19 protein-coding genes are annotated in these 21,316 nt (G+C 63.7%); 13 read left to right on the top strand and 6 right to left on the bottom strand.

Going from position 1 to position 21,316, the window contains the following annotated elements; translation table 11 throughout:
• The first annotated feature begins 45 nt into the window (after positions 1 to 45).
• The 8 genes from ACOZ4H_RS18165 (at position 46) to ACOZ4H_RS18130 (ending at position 9,848) form a co-directional block, all read left to right on the top strand.
• Positions 46 to 738 carry a hypothetical protein gene (locus ACOZ4H_RS18165; protein ID WP_424330673.1) on the top strand — a complete coding sequence of 231 codons (693 nt, stop codon included), beginning with the start codon at positions 46 to 48 and terminating at the stop codon, positions 736 to 738.
• On the top strand, positions 735 to 2,045 hold the full coding sequence (locus ACOZ4H_RS18160) for a hypothetical protein (RefSeq protein ID WP_424330672.1): 1,311 nt from the start codon (positions 735 to 737) through the stop codon (positions 2,043 to 2,045). The genes ACOZ4H_RS18165 and ACOZ4H_RS18160 overlap by 4 nt, the downstream gene beginning before the upstream one ends.
• Before the next feature lie 121 nt (positions 2,046 to 2,166).
• The gene (locus tag ACOZ4H_RS18155) at positions 2,167 to 2,799 is read left to right on the top strand and encodes a hypothetical protein (protein ID WP_424330671.1); all 633 of its coding nucleotides are present in this window, start codon (positions 2,167 to 2,169) and stop codon (positions 2,797 to 2,799) included.
• On the top strand, positions 2,796 to 4,061 hold the full coding sequence (locus tag ACOZ4H_RS18150; protein ID WP_424330670.1) for a hypothetical protein: 1,266 nt from the start codon (positions 2,796 to 2,798) through the stop codon (positions 4,059 to 4,061). Before ACOZ4H_RS18155 ends, ACOZ4H_RS18150 begins: the two co-directional genes overlap by 4 nt.
• A 444-nt stretch (positions 4,062 to 4,505) precedes the next feature.
• Complete coding sequence (gene folE, locus ACOZ4H_RS18145) at positions 4,506 to 5,138, top strand: GTP cyclohydrolase I (protein WP_424330669.1); 633 nt, start codon at positions 4,506 to 4,508, stop codon at positions 5,136 to 5,138.
• Between the two features lie 387 nt (positions 5,139 to 5,525).
• Complete coding sequence (locus ACOZ4H_RS18140) at positions 5,526 to 8,060, top strand: GcvT family protein (RefSeq protein ID WP_424330668.1); 2,535 nt, start codon at positions 5,526 to 5,528, stop codon at positions 8,058 to 8,060.
• Between the two features lie 43 nt (positions 8,061 to 8,103).
• Positions 8,104 to 8,877, top strand: a complete 774-nt coding sequence (locus tag ACOZ4H_RS18135; RefSeq protein WP_424330667.1) for an electron transfer flavoprotein subunit beta/FixA family protein — start codon at positions 8,104 to 8,106, stop codon at positions 8,875 to 8,877.
• A gap of 2 nt (positions 8,878 to 8,879) precedes the next feature.
• Positions 8,880 to 9,848 (top strand): electron transfer flavoprotein subunit alpha/FixB family protein, encoded by a 969-nt coding sequence (locus tag ACOZ4H_RS18130; RefSeq protein ID WP_424330666.1) that lies wholly within the window; start codon positions 8,880 to 8,882, stop codon positions 9,846 to 9,848.
• 52 nt (positions 9,849 to 9,900) lie between these two features.
• Here the strand turns inward: ACOZ4H_RS18130 and ACOZ4H_RS18125 are convergent, their stop codons facing one another.
• On the bottom strand, positions 9,901 to 10,281 hold the full coding sequence (locus tag ACOZ4H_RS18125) for a hypothetical protein (RefSeq protein WP_424330665.1): 381 nt from the start codon (positions 10,279 to 10,281) through the stop codon (positions 9,901 to 9,903).
• A gap of 152 nt (positions 10,282 to 10,433) precedes the next feature.
• Between ACOZ4H_RS18125 and ACOZ4H_RS18120 the strand changes: the two genes are divergently transcribed.
• Complete coding sequence (locus ACOZ4H_RS18120; RefSeq protein WP_424330664.1) at positions 10,434 to 11,018, top strand: cyclodeaminase/cyclohydrolase family protein; 585 nt, start codon at positions 10,434 to 10,436, stop codon at positions 11,016 to 11,018.
• 85 nt (positions 11,019 to 11,103) lie between these two features.
• On the opposite strand, the gene ACOZ4H_RS18115 is transcribed toward ACOZ4H_RS18120, so the two are convergent.
• Positions 11,104 to 12,849 (bottom strand): formate--tetrahydrofolate ligase, encoded by a 1,746-nt coding sequence (locus ACOZ4H_RS18115; RefSeq protein WP_424330663.1) that lies wholly within the window; start codon positions 12,847 to 12,849, stop codon positions 11,104 to 11,106.
• Between the two features lie 325 nt (positions 12,850 to 13,174).
• On the opposite strand from ACOZ4H_RS18115, the gene folP reads away from it, so the two are divergent.
• Both folP and ACOZ4H_RS18105 read left to right on the top strand, forming a co-directional pair.
• The gene (folP, locus tag ACOZ4H_RS18110) at positions 13,175 to 15,574 is read left to right on the top strand and encodes a dihydropteroate synthase (RefSeq protein ID WP_424330662.1); all 2,400 of its coding nucleotides are present in this window, start codon (positions 13,175 to 13,177) and stop codon (positions 15,572 to 15,574) included.
• Between the two features lie 25 nt (positions 15,575 to 15,599).
• Complete coding sequence (locus tag ACOZ4H_RS18105; RefSeq protein ID WP_424330661.1) at positions 15,600 to 15,833, top strand: hypothetical protein; 234 nt, start codon at positions 15,600 to 15,602, stop codon at positions 15,831 to 15,833.
• Positions 15,834 to 15,955: 122 nt separating this feature from the next.
• Here the strand turns inward: ACOZ4H_RS18105 and ACOZ4H_RS18100 are convergent, their stop codons facing one another.
• Positions 15,956 to 16,279: a hypothetical protein gene (locus ACOZ4H_RS18100; protein WP_424330660.1), complete on the bottom strand. Its 324-nt coding sequence runs from the start codon at positions 16,277 to 16,279 to the stop codon at positions 15,956 to 15,958.
• A gap of 213 nt (positions 16,280 to 16,492) precedes the next feature.
• Here ACOZ4H_RS18100 and ACOZ4H_RS18095 point away from each other — a divergent pair, with 213 nt between their 5' ends.
• On the top strand, positions 16,493 to 17,101 hold the full coding sequence (locus tag ACOZ4H_RS18095; protein ID WP_424330659.1) for a hypothetical protein: 609 nt from the start codon (positions 16,493 to 16,495) through the stop codon (positions 17,099 to 17,101).
• A 77-nt stretch (positions 17,102 to 17,178) separates the two neighbouring features.
• On the opposite strand, the gene ACOZ4H_RS18090 is transcribed toward ACOZ4H_RS18095, so the two are convergent.
• Positions 17,179 to 18,939, bottom strand: a complete 1,761-nt coding sequence (locus tag ACOZ4H_RS18090) for a BCCT family transporter (protein WP_424330658.1) — start codon at positions 18,937 to 18,939, stop codon at positions 17,179 to 17,181.
• A gap of 407 nt (positions 18,940 to 19,346) precedes the next feature.
• Between ACOZ4H_RS18090 and ACOZ4H_RS18085 the strand changes: the two genes are divergently transcribed.
• Positions 19,347 to 19,508, top strand: coding sequence for a hypothetical protein (locus ACOZ4H_RS18085; protein ID WP_424330657.1), 162 nt, complete (start codon positions 19,347 to 19,349; stop codon positions 19,506 to 19,508).
• Between the two features lie 6 nt (positions 19,509 to 19,514).
• Here the strand turns inward: ACOZ4H_RS18085 and ACOZ4H_RS18080 are convergent, their stop codons facing one another.
• Positions 19,515 to 19,958: a universal stress protein gene (locus ACOZ4H_RS18080; protein WP_424330656.1), complete on the bottom strand. Its 444-nt coding sequence runs from the start codon at positions 19,956 to 19,958 to the stop codon at positions 19,515 to 19,517.
• 106 nt (positions 19,959 to 20,064) lie between these two features.
• On the bottom strand, positions 20,065 to 21,312 hold the full coding sequence (ilvA, locus tag ACOZ4H_RS18075; RefSeq protein WP_424330655.1) for a threonine ammonia-lyase: 1,248 nt from the start codon (positions 21,310 to 21,312) through the stop codon (positions 20,065 to 20,067).
• Positions 21,313 to 21,316 lie beyond the last annotated feature (4 nt).

Below are 21,316 nucleotides of genomic sequence, written 5' to 3'. Positions count from 1 at the left end.
ACCACGAGAGTTTTATACCTGACAATATAAGCGCGAAATCACACGATGGTCCCCTCCACCCGACGTGCTCTCCTCCACAGCACATGCGGGCTAGCGACGATGCTGGCCGGCTGTAGTGGGATGTTCGAGGGCAGCGACGAATCAACACGCACCGCTTCCGAAAACGATGGCTCTGCCGCTCCAGGAACTGGCTCGGAATCCGACCCGGAGGCGGTTGTCACACGCGTTAACGCCGACCGTCAGCCTGTCTGGCTCGATGATGGAGACAGTCGGCCGACTGAAAGCCGACACACCCGTCGATTGGAATCCAAGATTATCGATACCGCATCCAAAGCGGACCGGCTCGCCGTCGCCGAAGACGTGGACAGTTCGCTGATCGAAATCTTCCTCGACGAGACTGACTTCGAAACAGAAACCGTCTATCTCCAGAATGTGATGATCGAGGAGTGTTTTCGACTAACGCTCTGCCAGATCAGCTGGACAGCGGATAAAATATCGACCGACTACGGTCGGGTGAGCCGCCCCTACGACGAACCCTGCACAGCGGGTAGCAAGGTGTACGCGGTATGGTTCATCAGGATTCCCGATACAATCAACGCCGACGACATCAACAGTTATTCGTCCTCAATCGGAGGCAATAGCTGTGACAGCCAGCGAGTCAGTGCTGAGGGGGAAAGCGGGGGCGGGTCAGCATCAAGTAATGACCGCCGCACCCAGACTGGTGGTGGGCAGGCATGACTGACGAGACGTCCGAGACGGGCGGGGACTACGCTCGGATGACCCGGCGTGGTGTGCTCGCCCTAGCTGGGGCCAGCGCCATCGCCGGCTGTAGCAGTATCGACAGTGTGGGCGGGGGAGGCGAGGCAACCATCGATGCCTACAACCTGCCCGATGTCCAGCGCGATGAAGAGCGAGAAGCCCCAGTCCCCCCGTCGATCCCGGTTGATATCGCAGTGAGCCATTTCGACGCCGCGCGGGAGCGGGTTCGCTCGCTTCTGGCGACGCTTCCCACCCCGCTCGGACCGGAAGAGATCCCGAACGGCCACATCCGCCAACACCTGACTGACGCCGCCAGTGACGCCTCAGACGGCCTCGACGATGCGCGGACGGCCCGAACCGGGTTGATGGCGCTCCGGTCGCTGCGTTCGGCTCGCGAACACGCCCGCTACACCGCTGCGGGGTGGGGGTTTGTCGACCGGGGCCTCACCGCTGCTCCGCTCCGAGACGAACACAGCCGGACTGTGTCTGCGGCCCGTGAAACCCGGCAGGAGCACGACTACGTCGGGACGGACCCGGTCCGCGCGGCAATGGTCCACGCCCGCATCGAGACGGGGCTTGAGCGGGCCAGTGACATGGATGTCGTGCCCAGGGAAGAGTCAGAGTTGCTGTCGGTCGCTGAATGGGGCGAGACGGCCGAGTCGGCCCAGGCGTATCTCAGCGACACTCGCCACGTACAGGCGCAGTTCGCTGCTTCACTCCCAGCCGACGCTGGGACGATCAAGCCGACACTGACTGATGCAGCAGAAGCACTGCTCGCGGATGTCCGCGACCGGCAGGCGGACCTGCCGCCGGAAACGGCCGTCGACGAGCGCTCACCGGGGCAGATGGTTATCGACGAACTCCGCTGGGAAGCCGAGAGCGGAGCCAGCCGCCTCACAGATGCCATCGGGCCCGCGAGTGCCGTCGTCGATGCGAACGGTCGGCTCGCCCGGTTCCGAGCGCTCGAACGCATTCAGACACGTCGGGAGGCGGGTGAACTCGGTCGGCCGACGGACGGGACAGCGGTTCGCGACATCAGGCAGACCGCGTACGATGCACTCACCGCGGCCCTCGAATCGAGTTCGCAGCCGGAGCTGGTCCGGACGATTCTCGTTGACGCCGGCCACAAGGTCATGGCCGCTGACCGTGGGTTAACGCATCATCAGGGAGAGATTGCGGCGTCAACTCTCGATCGGAGCATTGCAGACTACTGGCACGCGACAGCACTCGCCCGTTCAGCGTCGGCAACAACGGAACAGACCGTTTCGGCGCTACAGTCCAACTAAAAGGACCATTGCGGACAACAACGCCGCTGTTGGACCAGCGGTGAAAAAACGCCCTCACTGACGCCTGGGGGTACTTCACCGCTCCACAAGACGTTTGAATGAGGCGTCGCAGCTATCGCGTATGAGTTGGTCCCGCCGAAACGCGCTCTCCGCCCTTGCGACGGGGTTTGCGACCGTGGTCGCCGGCTGTCAGAGCGGTGACGAAGTGGCAGGTCCGCCCGACGAACCGGAGCCCGACGCAGTCGAGCCGACCGAGATCAGACAGGTACAGATCGACGGAGCCGCGGTGCTGTTCACGCACGCCGATACCCTCCCGACCCCCGACGAGACATCAAACAGACATCGACGGGCGAGCGCCTACATCGCGTCCCGAACCGAGTTCGAGGAGTACCGCTGGGGGGAGACACCAGAAGCCGGGCAGTTGCGTGAGTTCGTCGAAACCACCGACTTCGAGGAGCGGTCGGTGTACCTGCTGTCGACAGTGGTCGACGCATGTCACGAGGTCCGACTCGTGTCGATGCGGCGTGATCCTGATGACGATCCCAGCGGTGACTTCTGTCACGCGGTGCGACCGGCCGACGTCGCCTGTGATACTGACGACGAGGACACGGTCGGGTTCGCTGTTCGGCTCCCGTACACTGTGCCCTCATCGACCGGCCACGGAACGGGGATGAGTGGCGACTGTCGCGGCCCCGACCGACCGCCGGCCTTCGAGGCGACGGTCGTGCCACGGAACCGGAGTGATGGCTCGTGAAACGCCGTGCCTTCCTGGCAGCTTGCGGTGCCGGAATCGGCGGCCTTGCCGGCTGTAATCGCCTATCGAGCCCTGGTGCCAACGAGGAGCCGGACGTGGACACGCGGTCGTTAGCGGCAGAGTTCGAACCGGTCGCACCGCCCGAAGCTCCGTTCACCACAGCGGCACTCACAGAGCGGGTCCGAGCACACGAGCAGCGAGCTAGCGAACTTCTCGCGGACGTACCGGCGGACCCGTCGATACCGAACGAGGCCGTCAGCGAGCAGTTCGGCGCAGAGCGGCCCGAGACAACACCGGCGGCAACGCCACCGGCTGACGAGAGTGCGATGCGGTGGCTCGACGAGTGGCGGGGCTACCGGTCCCGCGCCGCGACAGTGTGGGGGATTTACCGGGCGGCAACGGGGACCGACGATAGCTCGCTCGTTGCAGAGCGACGCCACAGCGTGCGCCAGGAGCTCGGTACTGTCCGGGCAGACATATCCTATCTGGGGCCAGACCCGGTTGCGGCGGTCGTCAACCACGCGCCTATCGAGGACTTGCTCCGAGAGAGCCACAGCGCGGTGCAGCCACGCCGGGCGTTCCCAAACGACCCTATCACGGCCCCGGTTCGGGCAGGTGATGTCATCGGCCGTATCGAACGTGCTCGCGGGGCGCTCGCAGATGCGCGAGAACTGGTGCCCGCTGACGGCGAGACCAACTGGGAGACGCTCGCCCGTAGTGCCGGCCGACTCCGTCACTCACTCGCGAGGACGACTGATGGACTGGAGCCGTACGTCCAGCGGCGAACGGATGCCTTCGGCTTCGAACTGACCGGCACCGACCACTGGCTGTTCCGAGAGGGAGTCAACACCCTGGAGCACCAGCGGCGCGACGCACGCGAAGCCCGCGATGATGGGCTGTACGCGACCGCGATCCTCGAAACCGGAGTAGCGCTCGTTTCGGCCGAGTTGCTCTCGGCCGTCGTCACCGGTATCAGTGACGAGCAGTACCCTGATGAGCCGTCGGCGGATGACATCCGAGAAGCCGCAGCCGCAGCCCGGACAGCCCTCACCGACCGCGAAACCACAGCCGATGCCGGACTGGCCGAAGCACTCAGGCGGCCAGCGGTGTTCAGACAGCGCGGCGTCATCGAGGAAATGGCAGACGGATACCGAGACAACGTGAAAGCGTACGCAGGGTTCACACACGCAGCGATGCACGCCCGTGGTGTCCCAGCGGCGACGGAGTACATCTCGACACAGGTACCCAGGGAGAACCGCTGACTCTGGCTGTCCACGCTCTTCTGACTGGCGGCGACGCGCCGTCACTACTGTTATGTAGCTCCTTCCTCACAGTAATTCGCCGGTCCTGACAAGTTCTGCGGAGCTAATGTTGGTACGATTGTTATTCTCGGTACTGCGTGCCGATACCGAGATAGCGAACGGTTCTGTCGCTACCCCTGAGTTCACCGCCTCATCGGTGTCGGGTCCGTAGTACTCCTCGTCCCCGTCATCGTGAGTGATATGCGTACACCGGTGACAGAGCGGCTCCAATACGTTCGGTGGAGGCCACCGACTGCTCCCTGGGTTTTGCTCGGCGGTTGCAGTACACGACATTCACAGTCGGTGATACGTTGTGGTGAGAAATCACAATGTTACCATTGTTATCCGGATAATGAAGCAATGGGGACAGAGGCTTTGTACGTCGAGTCCTGCTGTTTGGCTGTAATGGATTCCCGGGAACAGGAGCCTGCACACCAGCACGATACTGCGACCCAACCGACAGACGGCTTCGACGAAGAGAAGGCGCGGCGTGGCGCTCGCCTCCTGCTTGAAGCCGCTGGCCGTGACCCCGACTCGGCGGGGCTATCGGACACCTGGAGCCGACGTGTCCCAGAAATGTTCGAGACGCTGACGGAAGGCTCTCGGCCCGAGTCCGGACCGGTAATGCGGACTTTTGATGCGGAGACCGACGGTCTCATCGTCAAGACCGGAATTCCGCTCCACAGCATGTGCGAACATCACATGCTCCCCTTCCAGGGCGTTGCCCACGTGGCGTACAGGCCCGGGGAGGAGATGGTGGGGCTGTCAAAGCTCATCCGGTACGTCCGGTGGCAGTCGCGCCAGTTGACGACACAGGAGACGCTCACGCGGGATATCGCAGTCGGTCTGTCCGATGAGCTCGACGCGCACGGAGTCGTCGTTGAGGTGACCGCAACGCATATGTGCGAAGTCATGCGGGGCATCGAGACGGAGACTGAAACGACGACCAGAGAGCACGTCGGAACCATCAGCGAAGCGGACCGCACGCAGTTCAGGGAGTCGATTCGACGACACGCCGCCGGCCCCAATGGCTGCTGAGTGCCAGCGTCCGCATCCCGTGAGACGGAGTTCTGAAGTCAAGTGGTTCAGTCACCACGCGGCTGCTCGTCGGCAGCGTACAGCACAAAACTCATCGTATTAGATTTTTGAAAGTATGAGCGTTCTGCCCGTTCCCTCCGGGACTGGAACGCGAGCGTGGGCCCGTCGACGGGTCTATCGAACGGGAGCAGGGGTTTGCGGCTGCTGACGCCCCAGACAGCGATCCCTCACTGGGGGTCAGCACTCCGGTGACACATAAATCACCGCAGAACTGTGGTCCCTGCTTCTTTCCTGAAAGGGGCCACGCTCAAAACGGACGATGTTGAGCGCTATCACCACGAGAGGCGAGAGTACAGTTCGGTCCGCCAGCATACGGGTGAGACTGCGATGAGTTCGAACTCGTTACCGTCAGAGGCGAAGACAGTAATCATCGGTGGCGGTATTGTCGGGAACAGTCTCGCGTATCACCTCGCCCGGATGGGGCGAGAGGACATCGCGATTCTGGATAAGGGGCCCTTACCCGACCCCGGTGGGTCGACAGGTCACGCGTCGAACTTCCTGATGCCGGTGGAACACTCGAAGGAGATGACCCACCTCACCCGCCGGAGCATCGAGCAGTACAAGGACATGGACACGTTCACCAACAGCGGCGGTATCGAGGTGGCACGCACCGAGGAACGGGTCGAGGAACTGAAACGCCGCCTCCAGTCGGCGAAGGCCTGGGGGGAACCGGCGGAGCTGTTGACCCCCGAGGAAGTCGAAGCGCTCGTGCCGTACGTCAACACTGACCTCGTCAAGGCGGGGTTCTACAGCACCGGGGCGGGCACGTGTGACCCGCTTCGGGCCGGTGAAGTGATGCGAGCGCGGGCGGACGAGTACACTGATGGCGGCCTGCACGTCTCGCCCAACACCGAAGTGCTCGACCTTCACGTCGAAGACGGGTCGATAGCGGCCGTCGAGACCGACCGCGGGACCGTCACGGCCGACGAGGTGGTCATCGCGGCCGGGCTCTGGAGCCCGAAGTTAGCCGAGATGGCCGGCGTCGAGATCCCGCTGACACCGGCGGTTCACCAGATGGTTAGCGTCGGCCCGATTTCCTTCTTCGAGGACTACGAGGGCGAAATATCGTTCCCGGTCGTCCGCGACATGGACACCCAGATGTACGAGCGCCAGCACGGGAACGACCTCGAAGTCGGGTCGTATCAACACCGGCCGATACTCTGGGACGTCGAAGACATACCGTCCATCGACGAAGCGCCGCTGTCCCCGACACAGCCGCCGCTGACCGACGACGCGTTCGAGCAGTCGATGGCCGACGCGCTGGAGATCGTCCCGGAACTCCTCGACGACCCCGAGGCCGGCATCCGTCACGAAATCGACGGTCTGCTCTCGCAGACCCCCGACGGTGCGCCGCTGCTGGGCCCGCTGCAGGACGTCGACGGGCTCTGGTCGTGTGCCGCGATCTGGATCAAGGAGGCCCCGGCCATCGGCGAGGCGGTCGCCCAGTGGATGACGCGTGGCTGGTCGGATATCGACCTCCACGGGGCCGACGTGAACCGCTTTTACGAGTACGGGAACTCCCGCTCGTTCGTCAAAGACCGGGCCAGTGAAGGGTTCCAGAAGATATACGACATCGTCCACCCGGCCGAGCAGTATCAGTCGGCGAGGGAACTCCGGACGAGCCCGTTCTACGAGAAGCAGGCCGACCTCGACGCGGAGTTCTTCGAGGCCGCGGGCTGGGAACGGCCCCAGTGGTACGAGTCGAACAGCGACCTGCTGGACCGGTACGAGGACGAACTCGCCGAGTTCCGACGGCCGAACGAGTGGGACTCGCGGTGGTGGTCGCCAAACATCCTCGCGGAACACCTCCACACCCGCGAGCACGTGTCGATGATCGGTGACATGGGCTTCAGCATCTTCGACTTCCGCGGGTCGGACGTCGTCGACTACCTCGAACGGATGGCGGTGGGCCGCATCGACGTCGACGTCGGCAAGACCGTGTACACGCCGATTCTCGCCGAAAACGGCGGCTTCGTTTCGGACCTGACCATCGCGCGACTCGGCCCCAAGCACTACCGAGTCGTCACCGGCGGCGCGGCGGGCGGGTCCGACCGGGCCTGGTTCGGCGGCCACATCCCGGATGACGCCGACGTGACGATGATCGACCGCTCCGAGTCGCTGTGCACGCTGGGCGTCTGGGGACCGAACGCCCGGGATATGGTGGAGGGCGTCACCGAGGAGGACATGTCCCACGACGCGTTCGAGCCGTACACGGCACAGGAAATCACGGTCGGCGAGGTAGACGCGTGGGCGATGCGGCTCTCCTATATCGGCGAGCAGGGCTGGGAGATCTACGCCCCGATGGGTCAGGGCCGCCGCCTCTGGGACGTGCTCTGGGAGGCCGGCCAGGACCACAATGTCCGGCCGGCCGGCATGGGCGTCTACGGGACGACCGGCCGCCTGGAGAAGGGGTACCGGCTGTTCGGGCACGAACTCGAACTGGAGTACAACCCGGCGGAAGCGGGGCTCACCTTCCACGGGGTCAAGGACGCCGATTTCATCGGGAAGGAAGCCTACGCTGAGGCCATCGATGAGGAGAATACGGCCACGCTATGTACGCTGTCCGTTGACGACCACGCGCCAGAGGGCGGCGAGCGCCGATTCATGCTCGGGAACGAACCGGTCCTCGATGAGAACGGGGACGTTCTGGTCGACGACGAGGGTCGTCGGTCGTACGTCACCAGCGCCGGGACCGGCCCGAGCGTCGGCAAGCACCTACTCATGGCGTACCTCCCGCAGTCCCACGCCGAGGAAGGGCAGAGCCTCCAGGTCGAGTACATGGGCCAGCAGTATCCGGTGACCGTCGAGGTCGTCGGGAGCCGGCCCCTGTTCGACCCGGAGAACGAGCGCATCAGGAGCTAGCACAGCCAGTGAACCGAACGCAATCGAACGAGGGAGACACGACATGGACACCGTAGCTTGCATCAAGCGCGTGCCGGATACCGGCGCGAAACTCACGCTGACCGACGATGAACAGGAGATAGACACGAGCCATCTGGGGTTCACGATATCGCCTCACGAGGAGTGCGCTGTCGAGGAAGCGATCCAGGTGGCCGACGACCACGACGGGACGGCCACCGTGGTGTCGCTCGGACCGGCGGACGCCGAGGAACAGCTCCGGACCGGGCTCGCGATGACGGCCGACGAGGCGACGCTGCTGGAAACTGACGGGGAAGAGTGGCGGCCCCGCGAAACGGCGGCCGCCCTCGCAGACGCCCTGAACGGCGACGCCGGCACCGACCCGGCCTTCGACCTCCTCCTGTTCGGCAACGAGTCGGCCGACGTGGCGAACCACCAGGTCGGGGTTCGCGTCGCCGAGCGGATGGATGTGCCGTTCGTCGCAGGCGTGTCAGACCTGACGATCGAGGACGGGACGGCCGTCGCCGAGCGCGACGTGACCGGCGGGACCGAGGTGTACGAACTCGACCTCCCGGCCGCCGTTGGCGTAAAAGAGGGGCTCAACACGCCCCGCTACGCCTCGATGCGCGCCAAGATGCAGGCGCGCAAGCAGTCTATCGGGCGGCAGAACCCGGTCGCCGGCGAGTTCGACGGGGCTATCGAAAAAGTCCGGTTGGAAGCGCCGGAGAGCACGGAGGGCGCGGCCGAGGTGCTCGGCGAGGGACCGGACGCCGTGCCTGCAGTCCTCGACCTGCTCCGCGACGACCTGGAGGTGATCTGACCGTGATACTGAGCCTCGTCGAACACGCAGGCGGAAGTCCCGAGGAGTCTTCGCTGGAGGCGCTCACGCTGGCCCGTGAACTGGCGACGGCGACCGACGCGGCGCTGGAAGCCGTCGCGTTCGGGACGGAAGCGACGGCGCTCGGGGAGGAACTCGTCGACTACGGCGTCGAGACGGTCCACCGCGTCGCCGACGAGCGACTGGACACGTACGCACCAGTGGCCTGGGCGGAGAGTGTCGCGCAGTTGCTCGACGCCACGGACCCGGAAGCAGTCGTCGCCCCGGGGACCGACCGTGGACAGGAGGTGCTGGCCCACGTCGGTGCCAGGTGCGATCTGCCGATGGCGGCCAACTGTCTCGACGTCGAGGTCGGCGAGGTGTACGAACTATCGCGCCAGCGATGGGGCGGTAGCCTTGTCGAACACGCACGCCTGGACAGTAACCCGAAATTACTGACGGCAGCGGCACACGAGTTTTCGCCGGAGACGGCGATAGCGACCGCTGAGACGACAGTCCAGCCGTTCGAGCCGACGCTCGACGAGAGCGCGTTTCGGGTCAGTGTCGACCGCGTCGAGGAGTCCGACGAGACCGGTGTGTCGCTCGGCGAGGCCCGCGTCGTCGTCGGCGGCGGGCGCGGCGTCGGCGGTCCGGAGGACTACGACAAACTGGAGACGCTGGCCGATAGCCTCGGCGGAACCGTCGGGGCGTCGCGAGCCGCCGTCAACGAGGGCTGGCGACCGCACGACGATCAGATCGGACAGACGGGCACGAAGATCAGCCCGGACCTCTATGTCGCCTGCGGTATCAGCGGTGCGGTGCAGCACATGGTGGGCTGTAAGGGTGCGGACAACGTCCTGGCTATCAACACCGACCCGGAGGCGGCCATCATGCAGAAGGCCGACTACGCCGTCGTCGGCGACCTCCACGAGGTCGTGCCGGAGCTGAACGACGCGCTGGGAGACGGGGGCTGAGACGGTCGGCCGTTCCGTGTGCGGACTTGGTTGACGGGCTGGCCGCCTCGGCTCATTCTTTGACGACGTAGTCCCCGAAGTTGTCGACGGTTCCCACCGGCGGCGCACCGAACGCGAGCCACACGTGTGTCTCGTCCGTGTGGTTACAGAGATTCCGGACCGTGTCCGGGTGGACGCGGACGATCCCGCCCTCCAGGACATCGTGGACGTCACCCTCAATGGCTATCTGGCCGCCGGTCGTCGCGACGAACACCTCCTCCTGGCCGTCGTGTGTATGCGGTGTCGTCACGGAGTGTGGTTCGAGGATGACCTGATTCACCCGCATCTCCGTAGAGCCCAGCGGGTCCGTGAGTTTCCGGACCTCCGTATCGCAGGTATTGAACTGTGCCGTCGGTACCGTCGCTGGCTGGACGATTTCGTACGAGGACGCCATAATCCGTCTTGACACAGTCCGGACATAGCTTTTGTGTCAGGATGGCCCACGCGGAAGCCGAATACCTCCAGGGAAATCATTAGGCGAGTGGACCGAGAGTGCCGTGGTATGGACAGTCGATCAGCAGAGACGGCCGGCGTTGAACCCGACAGATGACGTTCGCGGACCAGCCTATCGGCGAGTTCCTCGACGGTGTCGCGTCGGGCCAGGTGACTCCGAGCGGCGGTGCGGTCGCGGCCGTCGGCGGCGCGATGGGCGCGGCGCTCTGTGAGATGGTCTGTATCCACACCGCCGGCACAGAGGAAGCGGCTACTGAGCTGAGCGGGGTCGGTGACACGCTGGCCGACCGCCGTGAGCGGCTGCTTGCCCTCGCCGACGAGGACGCGGCAGCGGTCGACGCGGTCGGGGCCGCGTTCGAGTCCGGGGACGACGACCGGATTCAGGCGGCCGCGAAACGCTCGACGAAGGTGCCACTGGAGACGGCCGAGGTCTGTCTCGACGTCGTTGAGCACGCCCGCACGGTGACTGCGAAGGGGACGCCGGTCGCTGTCCCGGACGCGGCTGTCGGGGCGCTGCTCGCGGCGGCGGCGCTACAGGCGTCCGTCGCGACTGTCCGGGCAAATCTCGACATGATAGACGACGAATCATTCGTGGCAGCGATGAAACAGCGGGCAGACGAGGCAGAAGCGGCCGGCGAAGCGGCGCTTGACGAAGCGGTCGCAAACGCGGAGAACTGAGCGTCGTCACCTCGTCGAACGCCGAGCGGCATCCGTTAAAAATCGAGCGGACGAGCCACAGGAGCTGGGACGCGAGGCCGGTTCGTCAGAACAGCCCCGAAATGTTACCGTCTTCGTCGATGTCCATGTCGGCGGCAGCCGGTCGGGCCGGCAGGCCGGGCATCGTGAGCGCGTCGGCTGTGAGAGCGACCAGGAAGCCAGCTCCGGCAGACGGGTACACTTCGCTGATTTCGAGTTCCCAGCCCTCCGGCGCGCCCTTCTTGCTGGCGTCGTCGCTCAGCGAGTGGAACGTCTTGGACATGACGACCGGGTAGTCGTCGAAATCGAGCTCGTTCATCTGCTCGATGTCGTCGAGCGCGCCGCCGGTGTATTTCACGTCGTCAGCGCCGTATATCTCGGTCGCGACGGTGTGGATCTTCTCCTTGATGCTGTCGTCGTCGTCGTACAGCATCCGGAAGTCCTCCTCGTTGCTCTCCTCGGTCGCCTCGATGACGTTCTCCGCGAGGTCGACGCCGCCCTCGCTGCCGTCGGAGAACACGTTCGACTCCGCGGCACGGACGCCGAGGTCCTCACGGCAGTGGTCCAGCACGGCCTGAATCTCCTCGTCGGTGTCGTCCGGGAAGCGGTTGACGGAGACGACGACCGGGACGCCGAACTTCTGGAGGTTCGTCGCGTGCTTGTCGAGGTTCGAGAAGCCCGCTTCGACGGCTTCGACGCCGGCCTCGTCGATCTCGTCGTAGTCGACCGGCCACTGGTCCAGTCCGTGGTATTTGAGCGCGCGGACCGACGCCACCAGCACGACGGCGTTCGGCGTCATATCGCCCTTGCGACAGACCACGTCCATGAACTTCTCGGCCCCGAGGTCGGAGCCGAAGCCGGCCTCGGTGACGAGGTAGTCGCCCATGCCGAAGGCAGTCTTGTCGGCGACGAGCGAGTTCGTCCCGTGGGCGATGTTCGCGAACGGCCCGCCGTGGACCAGCGCCGGCGTCCCCTCGATGGTCTGGACGACGTTCGGTTTGATCGCGTCCCGGAGTAGCATGGTTGATGGGCCGGTCGCCTCGATATCTTCGACCGTGACCGGGTCGCCGTCCTCGTCGTAGGCGACGATGATGCGACTGACTCGCTCTTTGAGGTCGCCCAGGTCACTCGCCAGGCACAGCACAGCCATCAGTTCTGAGGCGGCGGTAAGGAGGAAGCTGTCCTCCCGTGGCGTCCCACCGGTTTTCCCGCCGAGGCCGACGACGGTCTCCCGGAGCGCGCGGTCGTTCATGTCGATAGCGCGTGGCCAGGAGACGTTGTTGATGTCGATGTCCAGGTCGTCGCCCTGCGAGATCTTCGCGTCGAGCATCGCGGCGATGAGGTTGTGCGCGGAGGTGAGCGCGTGGAGGTCGCCGGTGAAGTGGAGGTTGATGTCCTCCATCGGAAGGACCTGCGACCGGCCGCCGCCTGCTGCGCCGCCTTTGACGCCGAACACCGGGCCAAGCGACGGTTCACGGATGGCGATCATCGCTTCCTCGCCGACGTGGTTGAGCGTCTGCCCGAGGCCGACAGTCGTTACCGTCTTCCCCTCGCCTTTCGGGGTCGGCGTCATCCCGGTTACCAGGACGAGGTTCTGCTCCTTGTCTTCGGCCTGTTCACGGAGGCGCTCGATGGCGTGTTGTTTGACTTTCGCGGTGTATTCGCCGAAGTACTGGAGGTCGTCGAGGCCGAGTCCCCACGGCTCTACCAGTTCCCAGATCGGTTCCATCTCGGTCGACTGGGCGATATCGTAGTCCGTAGGAATCGGCTCCTGTGTCTCTTCGGTCGCGGATTGCTCATCCTGTGAAGACATCTCGACTAGCCCTTCCCTACACCGTCGTAATAATGTTAGTGAACCTGATACTATCGGGATAGGATGTGTTCGAGACGTCGTTGCGGACCGCGTAAGCCACATCATGTATCTCGGCTTACGAGATTGGTTCCGTGGCCCGTCATCGGGTCGGACGGCAGCGGCAGCGACGTCGGGATCTACGAGATGACTCGATCACTGTCTCCGGGCCGCCATTGAGGATTTTCTCGTGGGTTTCGGCCTGAAGAGGCTGCTCGACCTCGTTACGTGCTATCGACGCAGAACTCGGGGCGATAAATTAATCAGGCCGCCGGCGACCAATTATGGTATGGAGTACCACGAGTCGGCGGACTACCTGCAGTCGCTACAGCGTCGTCGGCCCAAGTTGGGGACCGATACGACGGCGCGAATGCTCTCACATCTCGGTGACCCGGACGACAGTTTCGACAGCGTGCAGATCGCCGGGTCGAACGGGAAGGGAAGCACCGCCCGCATGACCGAGAGCGTGCTCAGAGCCGCCGGGCTGGACGTCGGCCTGTTCACTTCGCCGGGGTTGAACGGCTTCCGCGAGCAAATCACGGTCAACGGCGGCCGGATACCCAAAGAGCGGGTGACGGAGTTCGTCGAGCAGATCAAGCCCTGTATCGAACGCCTGGCCGCCGAGGACGACAAGCCGACGCATTTCGAGGTACTCACCGCGCTTGCGCTCTATCATTTCGATGTCGAAGACGTCGATGTGGCAGTCCTAGAAGTCGGTATCGGCGGCCGGTACGACGCCACAAGCGCGGTCGATCCCGTCGCAAGCGCCGTCACCAGCATCAGTTTAGAACACACCGACCTGCTCGGCGACACAGTCGAGGAGATCGCCCGCGACAAAGCGCAGGTCACGCCGCGGGACGCCCCGCTCGTGACGGGAACGACCGGCGCTGCCCTCGATGCGATCCAGGGGATTACCGACACCATCACTGTCGGTGGTGAGGGGGCTGACGTCACCGCCGTCGAAAACGGCATGCGCTCGGCTGTCGAGAACCGGATCGCACTTACCGGGCCGGACTGGGCCCTCGAATCGAACCTCAAACTGCTCGGACAGCATCAGGCGGAGAACGCCGGCGTCGCAGCGACGCTGGCCCGACAACTCATCGACGTGGACACGGAAACCGTATCCGAGGGGCTGCGGGCCGCGACGCTGCCGGGGCGGTTCGAGATCCGGTCGACCGACCCGATGGTGGTTCTCGATGGCTCACACAATCCCGGCGCGATGGAGACGCTGACAACACTCATAGAGCGGTACGAGTACGACGACCTCCACGTGGTCTTCGCCGCGATGCAGGACAAGGAGTACGAACAGATGATTGCGACGCTTCCGGCCGTCGAGACGGCCTTCGCCGCGCGACCGGAGGTCGACCGAGCCGCGAGCACTGGATCGCTCGCTGCCGCGTTCGAGGGTCAGGCTGCCGAGGTACAGCAGGTCGAGTCCGTTCCGGAAGCCACCGAACGAGCGGTAGCCACGGCCGGCGCGGACGACTTCGTACTCGTGGCCGGGTCGCTCTACGCAGTTGCCGAGGCTCGGGACCGCTGGAGTCGGCTGGTCGTTCCCAGGGAGACCCTCCAGCAGCCGTCGGCGGGCGGGACCGCTGGATCAGGAAGTGAACCAGAAATCCACCAGCAGATGCTTTCGGTCACGTTGCGGCGCGACCAGGCGCGAGTCGTAAAACAGGAGCTCGAGGACTGCGGCGGCACCTGTACCTGTTCGACTGTCGGGATGCCGGAGAAACTCGTCGACACGACGCTGTCGGGAACGCCGCGACAGTTTCAACGGCTCATTGGCCGACTGGCTTCGGCAGGGCTGGGGCTCGGTCGGCTCGCCACGCAACTCGACGGTGCGCTGTCTGACAGATCGTTCCCGCCGCCGTTCGACAGGAAAGAGGCGGCCGTGATGGGTATTCTCAACGTCACGCCGGACAGTTTCTACGACGGCGGTGAGTACAACCGTCGCGATCTCGCGGTTAGTCACGCGGAACAGATGATCGAGTCCGGGGCGGATATCGTCGACATCGGCGGCGAGAGTACGCGTCCCGGGGCAGACCCGGTGGCCGTCGAAACGGAGATCGACCGCGTCGTGCCCGTTATTGAGGCTGTTTCCTCGCTCGACACGACTGTCTCCGTAGATACCCGAAAAGCCGCCGTCGCTGACGCGGCGCTGGACGCCGGTGCCGACATCGTCAACGACGTGTCGGGACTGTCGGACCCCGAGATGCGGTTCGTGGTTGCCGACCACGACGCGTCCGTCATCCTGATGCACAGCCTGTCCGCTCCGGTGGACCCAGGTCGAACTGTGACCTACGACGATGTCGTCGATGACGTGCTTCGAGACCTCACAGAACAGATCCTGCTCGCCGAGCAAGCCGGCATCGACCGCGAGCAGATTATCGTCGACCCCGGCTGTGGTTTCGGAAAGAACGCCGCCGAATCGTTCGAACTCGTCGACCGACTCCACGAGTTCCACGCGCTCGGCTGTCCGGTGCTGGTCGGGCATTCTCGGAAGTCGATGTTTGCCGATATGAGCGACGCAGGTGCGGACAGGCTGCCGCCGACCCTGGCCACGACAGCGCTGGCCGCTGAACGTGGGGCTGACGCAGTCAGGGTCCACGACGTCTCCGAGAACAACGCCGTGCTCAAGACGGTCTCAGCGACGGCATCGAGACCGTCTCAGCTTCGGCAACAATGATACCTGTGCAGCCCGAACAGTATGTATGCTACAGTTCCTAGCGCAGCTCGGTTCGGGCCTGCTTGAATCCGTTGGGCAGGTGGCAGCAGTCGCTGGAACCGTCGTCCTTCTGCTGATACTCGTCGCTCTGGGTGCCTTCGCGTACAAGAGCCTCACCGGAGACGGTATCCGCTGGCCCGATGAGCGAGAAGAAGCGGACAGTGACGATGACGACAGCGTCGTGCAGGGAAGCCGTGAGGACGACTGGAAATACTACTGAAGGCGCGACCTCGCCTTACTCGCGTACTCCGACGGACCAGCGCTCGCGCTTGGTGTCCTCACCTTTTCGAAGCGATGCACAGCAGGTCGCACGGCAGGAGCGTGGCTGGTTTATCTACCATTTCAATCGGTGCCATGGTCGTAGGAGTGTTCGAACTCCCAGTGGTACCGACAGTCCGTACAGGTCGCCCACTCGGGGATGTCGAACCGCTCGGGGTGTCGCTGGCCGTGTTCCATCCGGCTTCGACAGACCGGACACGTGAGATACAGGAGTTTCAGGTCAGCGAACTCGTCGTGGCTATACTCGCCGACACACCGCGGACAGTCGATGCTGTCACGCGCGTTGTGCTGGAAGATTTCCGACTCGCATCGCGGACATTCCACCGTCGCTGGCGGCCGTCTCGCCCACCCGATGTCACCGTCGTACGTCGTCGTTGCTGTGTCCATGCTCGACAGTCTAAATTTGTTCGGCCCATCGCTCCGCTGGAGTGGCGCGGCGATCCGCTTGCCAACCCAGAGAAGCTTCGAGAGCAGAACTGCGAGCCATCCAGACACTATCACGATGTAATGGTTCTGTGGGCTTAAAATTCCGGGCAAATCCGGCTTTGACCGGTGCTATGTCGCCGGTAGGTTTTCACGGCGACCGATAGTATGGGTCGTATGGGTTTTGATGCAGTTGTCAGTGCCATGCCGACCGTGGCCGGACTGATGACGAACGTCGGGCCGCCAGTTGTGGGACAACTGGACTCAGGCGTTGCAACCGAGCTATCCGGGCCGCTCCGCGGGCTCGTCTCGTTCGTTCTCGTGCTCGTGGCCGGCGCATTGGTACTCCGGATGCGGCGGAACTACGTCAACGAATCGATTGACGCGATCTCGGACAGCCCGGCGATGGCCGTTTTCTACGGCATCGCTGGGTACGTGATCGTCGGTATCGTCGGCCTCTACGGGGCAACAACGCTGGCCCGCCTCAGCGTCGCTGGCGGGGTATTCGTCCGTGTCGCGATTCTCATCAGTAGTGCGTTCGTCTTGGTACTCACAAGCTTCGGCTTTCTCGTGGTCGGCACACTCCTCACTGATATCTTTGGCAGCCGCCGACCAACATACGGGCTCCTCATCGGAGCGTTTCTCAGCGCTGTCTCGTGGATTCTGCTTTCACCCGCCGGCAGTATCGTGTCCAGCCTCGCCATCGCCGCGTTCGGAATCGGCGGCTCTGCCCGGATTTGGATACACTCTGAACGGACGGTCGAAACAGAACTGGATGGCCGGTAGCGTGAACGGTTTCGACCGCTGTTGGTGATAGCGTCCTGATACTACCGGTCGCGTCGGAAAACGCAAAACGAGAGGCTTCAGTCGGTACCCGTCGCCGTGTCGTCACCTGGGTCGGAGATATCTGTCACCATCTCGTCGCCAGCGGTCACGACATCCACGTCTTCCCGTTCAGAGAGGTCCTGGATGGTCTCTGCGAACTCCTCGGACTCGAGTATCTGGTACTCGTTGTCGAGCCCCAGATACACTGTATAGCACATCAGACACAGGATGAACGCGAACGGGAGTCCTGTGGTGATTGCGGCCGTCTGGAGCGCCGTCAGCCCGCCACCGATGAGCAGTATGGACGCGACGAGGCCCTCGGTAAGGGCCCAGAAGATCCGCTGCGTCCGCGGAACGTCGTGCTTACCGCCCGAGGTCAGGTGGTCGATGACCAGTGACCCCGAGTCCGACGACGTGACGAAGAACGTGATGACCAGCAGCGTCGCGATTAGTCCACTGACCACGCCCAGCGGGAACTGTTCCAGCAGGGCGAACATCGCGACGGTCTGGCCGACTTCGTTGTAGGTCGCTAGCGCCTGTCCGTTCCCCATCAGTGAGTTGAACATCGCGCTGCCACCGAATACCGAGAGCCAGAGCGTTGAGAACATCGATGGAAGGAACAGCACGCCCAGTACAAACTCCCGGACGGACCGGCCCTTCGAAATGCGCGCGATGAACATCCCGACGAACGGCGACCACGCGATCCACCAGCCCCAGTAGAACACTGTCCATGCGGTGGGGGTCCCGTTCGCCGCTTCGTTGAGCGTCCCGGTAAAGAACCCGAGCGCGAGAATGTTTCCGAAGTACGCGCCGAGCCCCTCGGTCCACGTCCCGAAGATGTACACCGTCGGACCCACGATAACGAGGAACCCGAGCAGTGCGAACATCAGGTAGAGGTTGAGCGTACTCAGCCGCTTGACACCGCCGTCGAGCCCCGCCGCGACCGAGAGGGTCGCGATGAGCGTGATCCCGGCGATGAGCGCCACTTGCGGCCAGGTCCCTGTCGGGATGCTCACCGCACCGAGCATGTCGCCGCCCACGTAGGAGAGCCCCGTGTTGACCTGTGCAACACCGAGTCCCAGTGAGGTTGACAGCCCGAACAGCGTCGCGAACACCGTCACGAGGTCGATGATGTGGCCCGGCCAGCCGTAAATCCGCTCGCCCAGCAGGGGCCAGAATATCGACCGGAAGGTGAGTGGGAGTCCCCGGTTAAACGAGAAGAACGCGAGGCCGAGTCCCACTAGGCCGTACACCGCCCACGGGTGAAAGCCCCAGTGGAAGAACGTCTGCGCCATCGCGGCGGACGCCGCTGCGCCGGTCCCCGCTTCGGCCCCGAAGAAGCTCGGGGGGTTCTGGAAGTAGTACAGCGGTTCCGAGACGCTGAAGAACATGAGGCCGATACCCATGCCGGCGCTGAACAGCATCGCCATCCAGGAGAAGTCGCTGAACTCCTTTTCCGCCTCGACGCCGCCGATTCTGATATTGCCGTACTTGCTGAACGCGAAGTACAGCAGTGTGATGATGAACACGTTCACCGCCAGCAGGTAGAACCAGCCGAAGGTGTCCCCGATGGTGTTGAATAGCCACGTGTACGCCGAGGCTGCGGTGTCACCCAGCAGTATCGTCACTGCGATGAACAGCGCAATTATCACCAGCGCCACCGGGAAGACCACTGGATGGATGTCGAAGCCGGCCGCCTGGATGTTCGTATCACCCGGCTCGCGGTCGGACTCCGGGTGGAACAACTCGACCTGAAGCCCGTCCGACATTTCGCCGGTCGGATCGTCACTGTCTGCCATACGTTACCCCTCTCGAACGCGGTACTGGTCTGTGGTGTCTCATTGTCGTGGTCGCAGTCTTGCTCTGTCGTGGTCCGCCGCCACCGTCATGCCAGCGACATCCCGGCGGAGCGCGTCTGCAGCGTTCGCATCCTGTTTGTCTCACTGTACTCGCTCGGGCGGGCACGGCGTGCCCACAGTCGACGTGGTTTATGTGCTACCCAGGCTCATACTTATGCAGTAATGCAACTCTAATAAAACTTCACCTTAGACCCCAATATATGACCGAATGAAGCGTTGTACTGTTGTGACACGTCAAACATTTCTGAAATGTAATATATTGTGGTTTACCGGTTGCCGTTTACCTGTTCGGTGTCCGCCCGACGTGGGACGTGCGCATTTATTTCGGATTCCCACATACGGCCCGTATGGCACGACTACTGGCGACAGGGGCAGCCGCAGTGGCGGCACTGCTGATGGGCGTCGGTCTCGTCGGGATGACGGTCGGCGACTTCCGGCTCGCAGGATTCAGTTTCCTCAGCGCGAGTCTGGTGATCTATCTCCGCGAGACACGACTGATAGACGCGTGAGAGCGGTCAGATGTCGTTGACGCTCATCCGCTGACTGATAACCGGAACGCTCGACGTCCGGACCACTTTGTCGGTCGTCCCACCGAGCAGGTTCCCGAGCTTGCCCCGGAACGCCGAACCGAGGACGATCGCGTCCATGCCTTCGCTTTCGGCGAACTCGACGATCTCCTCGCTGGGCGCGCCGGTTCTGAAATGCGTCTCGTAGCCGACGCCGTGCTCTTCGGCGACATTCCCGAGATTCGCCAGAACCTCCTCCCCGTAGTCCCGATACTCCTCGCGCATCTCCTCCTCGTCGTCTCTGAGCGCGAGTGCGCGCGGCGTGCCCGGCAGGTCGATTACGTACAATGCATGGACTGTCGCGTCGAGTGCAGCGGCGAGTTCGATGCCGTGTTCTGCCCCTCTCCGGGCCTCGTCGCTGCCGTCATACGGGACGAGTATATTGTCGTACATGCTACCTGACTCACTTGCACTTCCACCACAATCCTGTTATAGGTTTCCCCGCCTAGGATGGTCAGCGCATCGGTCTGAACGCTGACTGCGGCCAATGTAGTAGCGTTCAGGCCTTCCGTGCGACGTTGTCGACGGGGTAGCCCGCGTCGCGTATCGCCGTGATGATCGTCTGTGCGTGCTCAGCGCCACTCGTCTCGACGTTGAACACGAGGTACGCCTCCCCGATTTCGAGATTCTCGACGGACCGTTCGTGGCGAACGTCGTGGATGTTGGCTCCCTGCTTGGCAATGACACCGGATATTTCTTCCATCACACCCGGCTGGTCGTCGATGCGAACCCGGAGCTGGAGGAGCTGCTGGCGCTCCGTCAGCGCGTGGATGAGAACCTCACGCATCTGTGTCATGTCGAGGTTGCCGCCACAGAGCAGCGGCATCACCGTTTCACCCGACACGTCGAGGCCGTCGCTCAGCACGGCGGCCACGGAGGCGGCCCCCGCCCCTTCGACGACCTGTTTGGCTCGCTCCATCAACAGGAGAATCGCCTGTGCGATGTCGGTGTCTGAAACCGTTACGACCTCGTCGACGTTCGCCTCGATGATGTCGAGTGTCGTCTCCGAGATACCGCCAGTGGCGATGCCGTCGGCGATGGTGTCGACTTCGTCGAGCACGACCGGAATCCCCTTGTCGAGGCTTTCGTGGACCGTCTCCGCGCCGGTCGCCTGGACACCGACGACGCGCGTCTCGGGCGAGAGGTGTTTGATCGCCGTCGAGACGCCGCTGATGAGCCCCCCGCCCCCGATAGGGACGACGACTGTGTCGACATCGGGGCAGTCGTGGTACATCTCCGTGCCGAGGGTCCCCTGTCCGGCGATTATGTCCAGGTCGTCGTAAGCGTGCACGAACTCGGCGTCGGTCTCTTCGACGACGGCCTTGGCGTGGGACATCGTCTCCTGGAAGTCACTACCGACCAACTCGACGCTCCCGCCGTAGCCTCTGGTGGCGTCGATCTTGGCCTGTGGCGCGTTCTCCGGCATGAAAATCGTCGACTCTGCCCCGCATTTCGTCGCGGCGAGGGCGACACCCTGCGCGTGGTTCCCGGCGCTAGCAGCGACGAACGAATCCACGCCATCAGCGACGTCCTGCGAGATTTTGTTGTACGCGCCTCTGGTTTTGAACGACCCTGTCCACTGGAGATGTTCCATCTTCAGGTACACCTCGGCGTCGACGAACCCGCCGAGGGACGTGCTCCGTTCGACCGGCGTCTTCTTGACGACTGTCTCGTCGTCAAGGCGTTCGCGCGCTCGTTCGATATCTGCGTACGTGACGGGCAGCGTGTCCGATTCAGTTTGTGTCATGGGT

Origin of the sequence: Haloarcula amylolytica (assembly GCF_049705545.1) — an archaeon.
In the GTDB taxonomy this organism is placed as follows: domain Archaea; phylum Halobacteriota; class Halobacteria; order Halobacteriales; family Haloarculaceae; genus Haloarcula; species Haloarcula amylolytica_B.
This window is presented reverse-complemented; position numbering and strand designations above follow the sequence as displayed.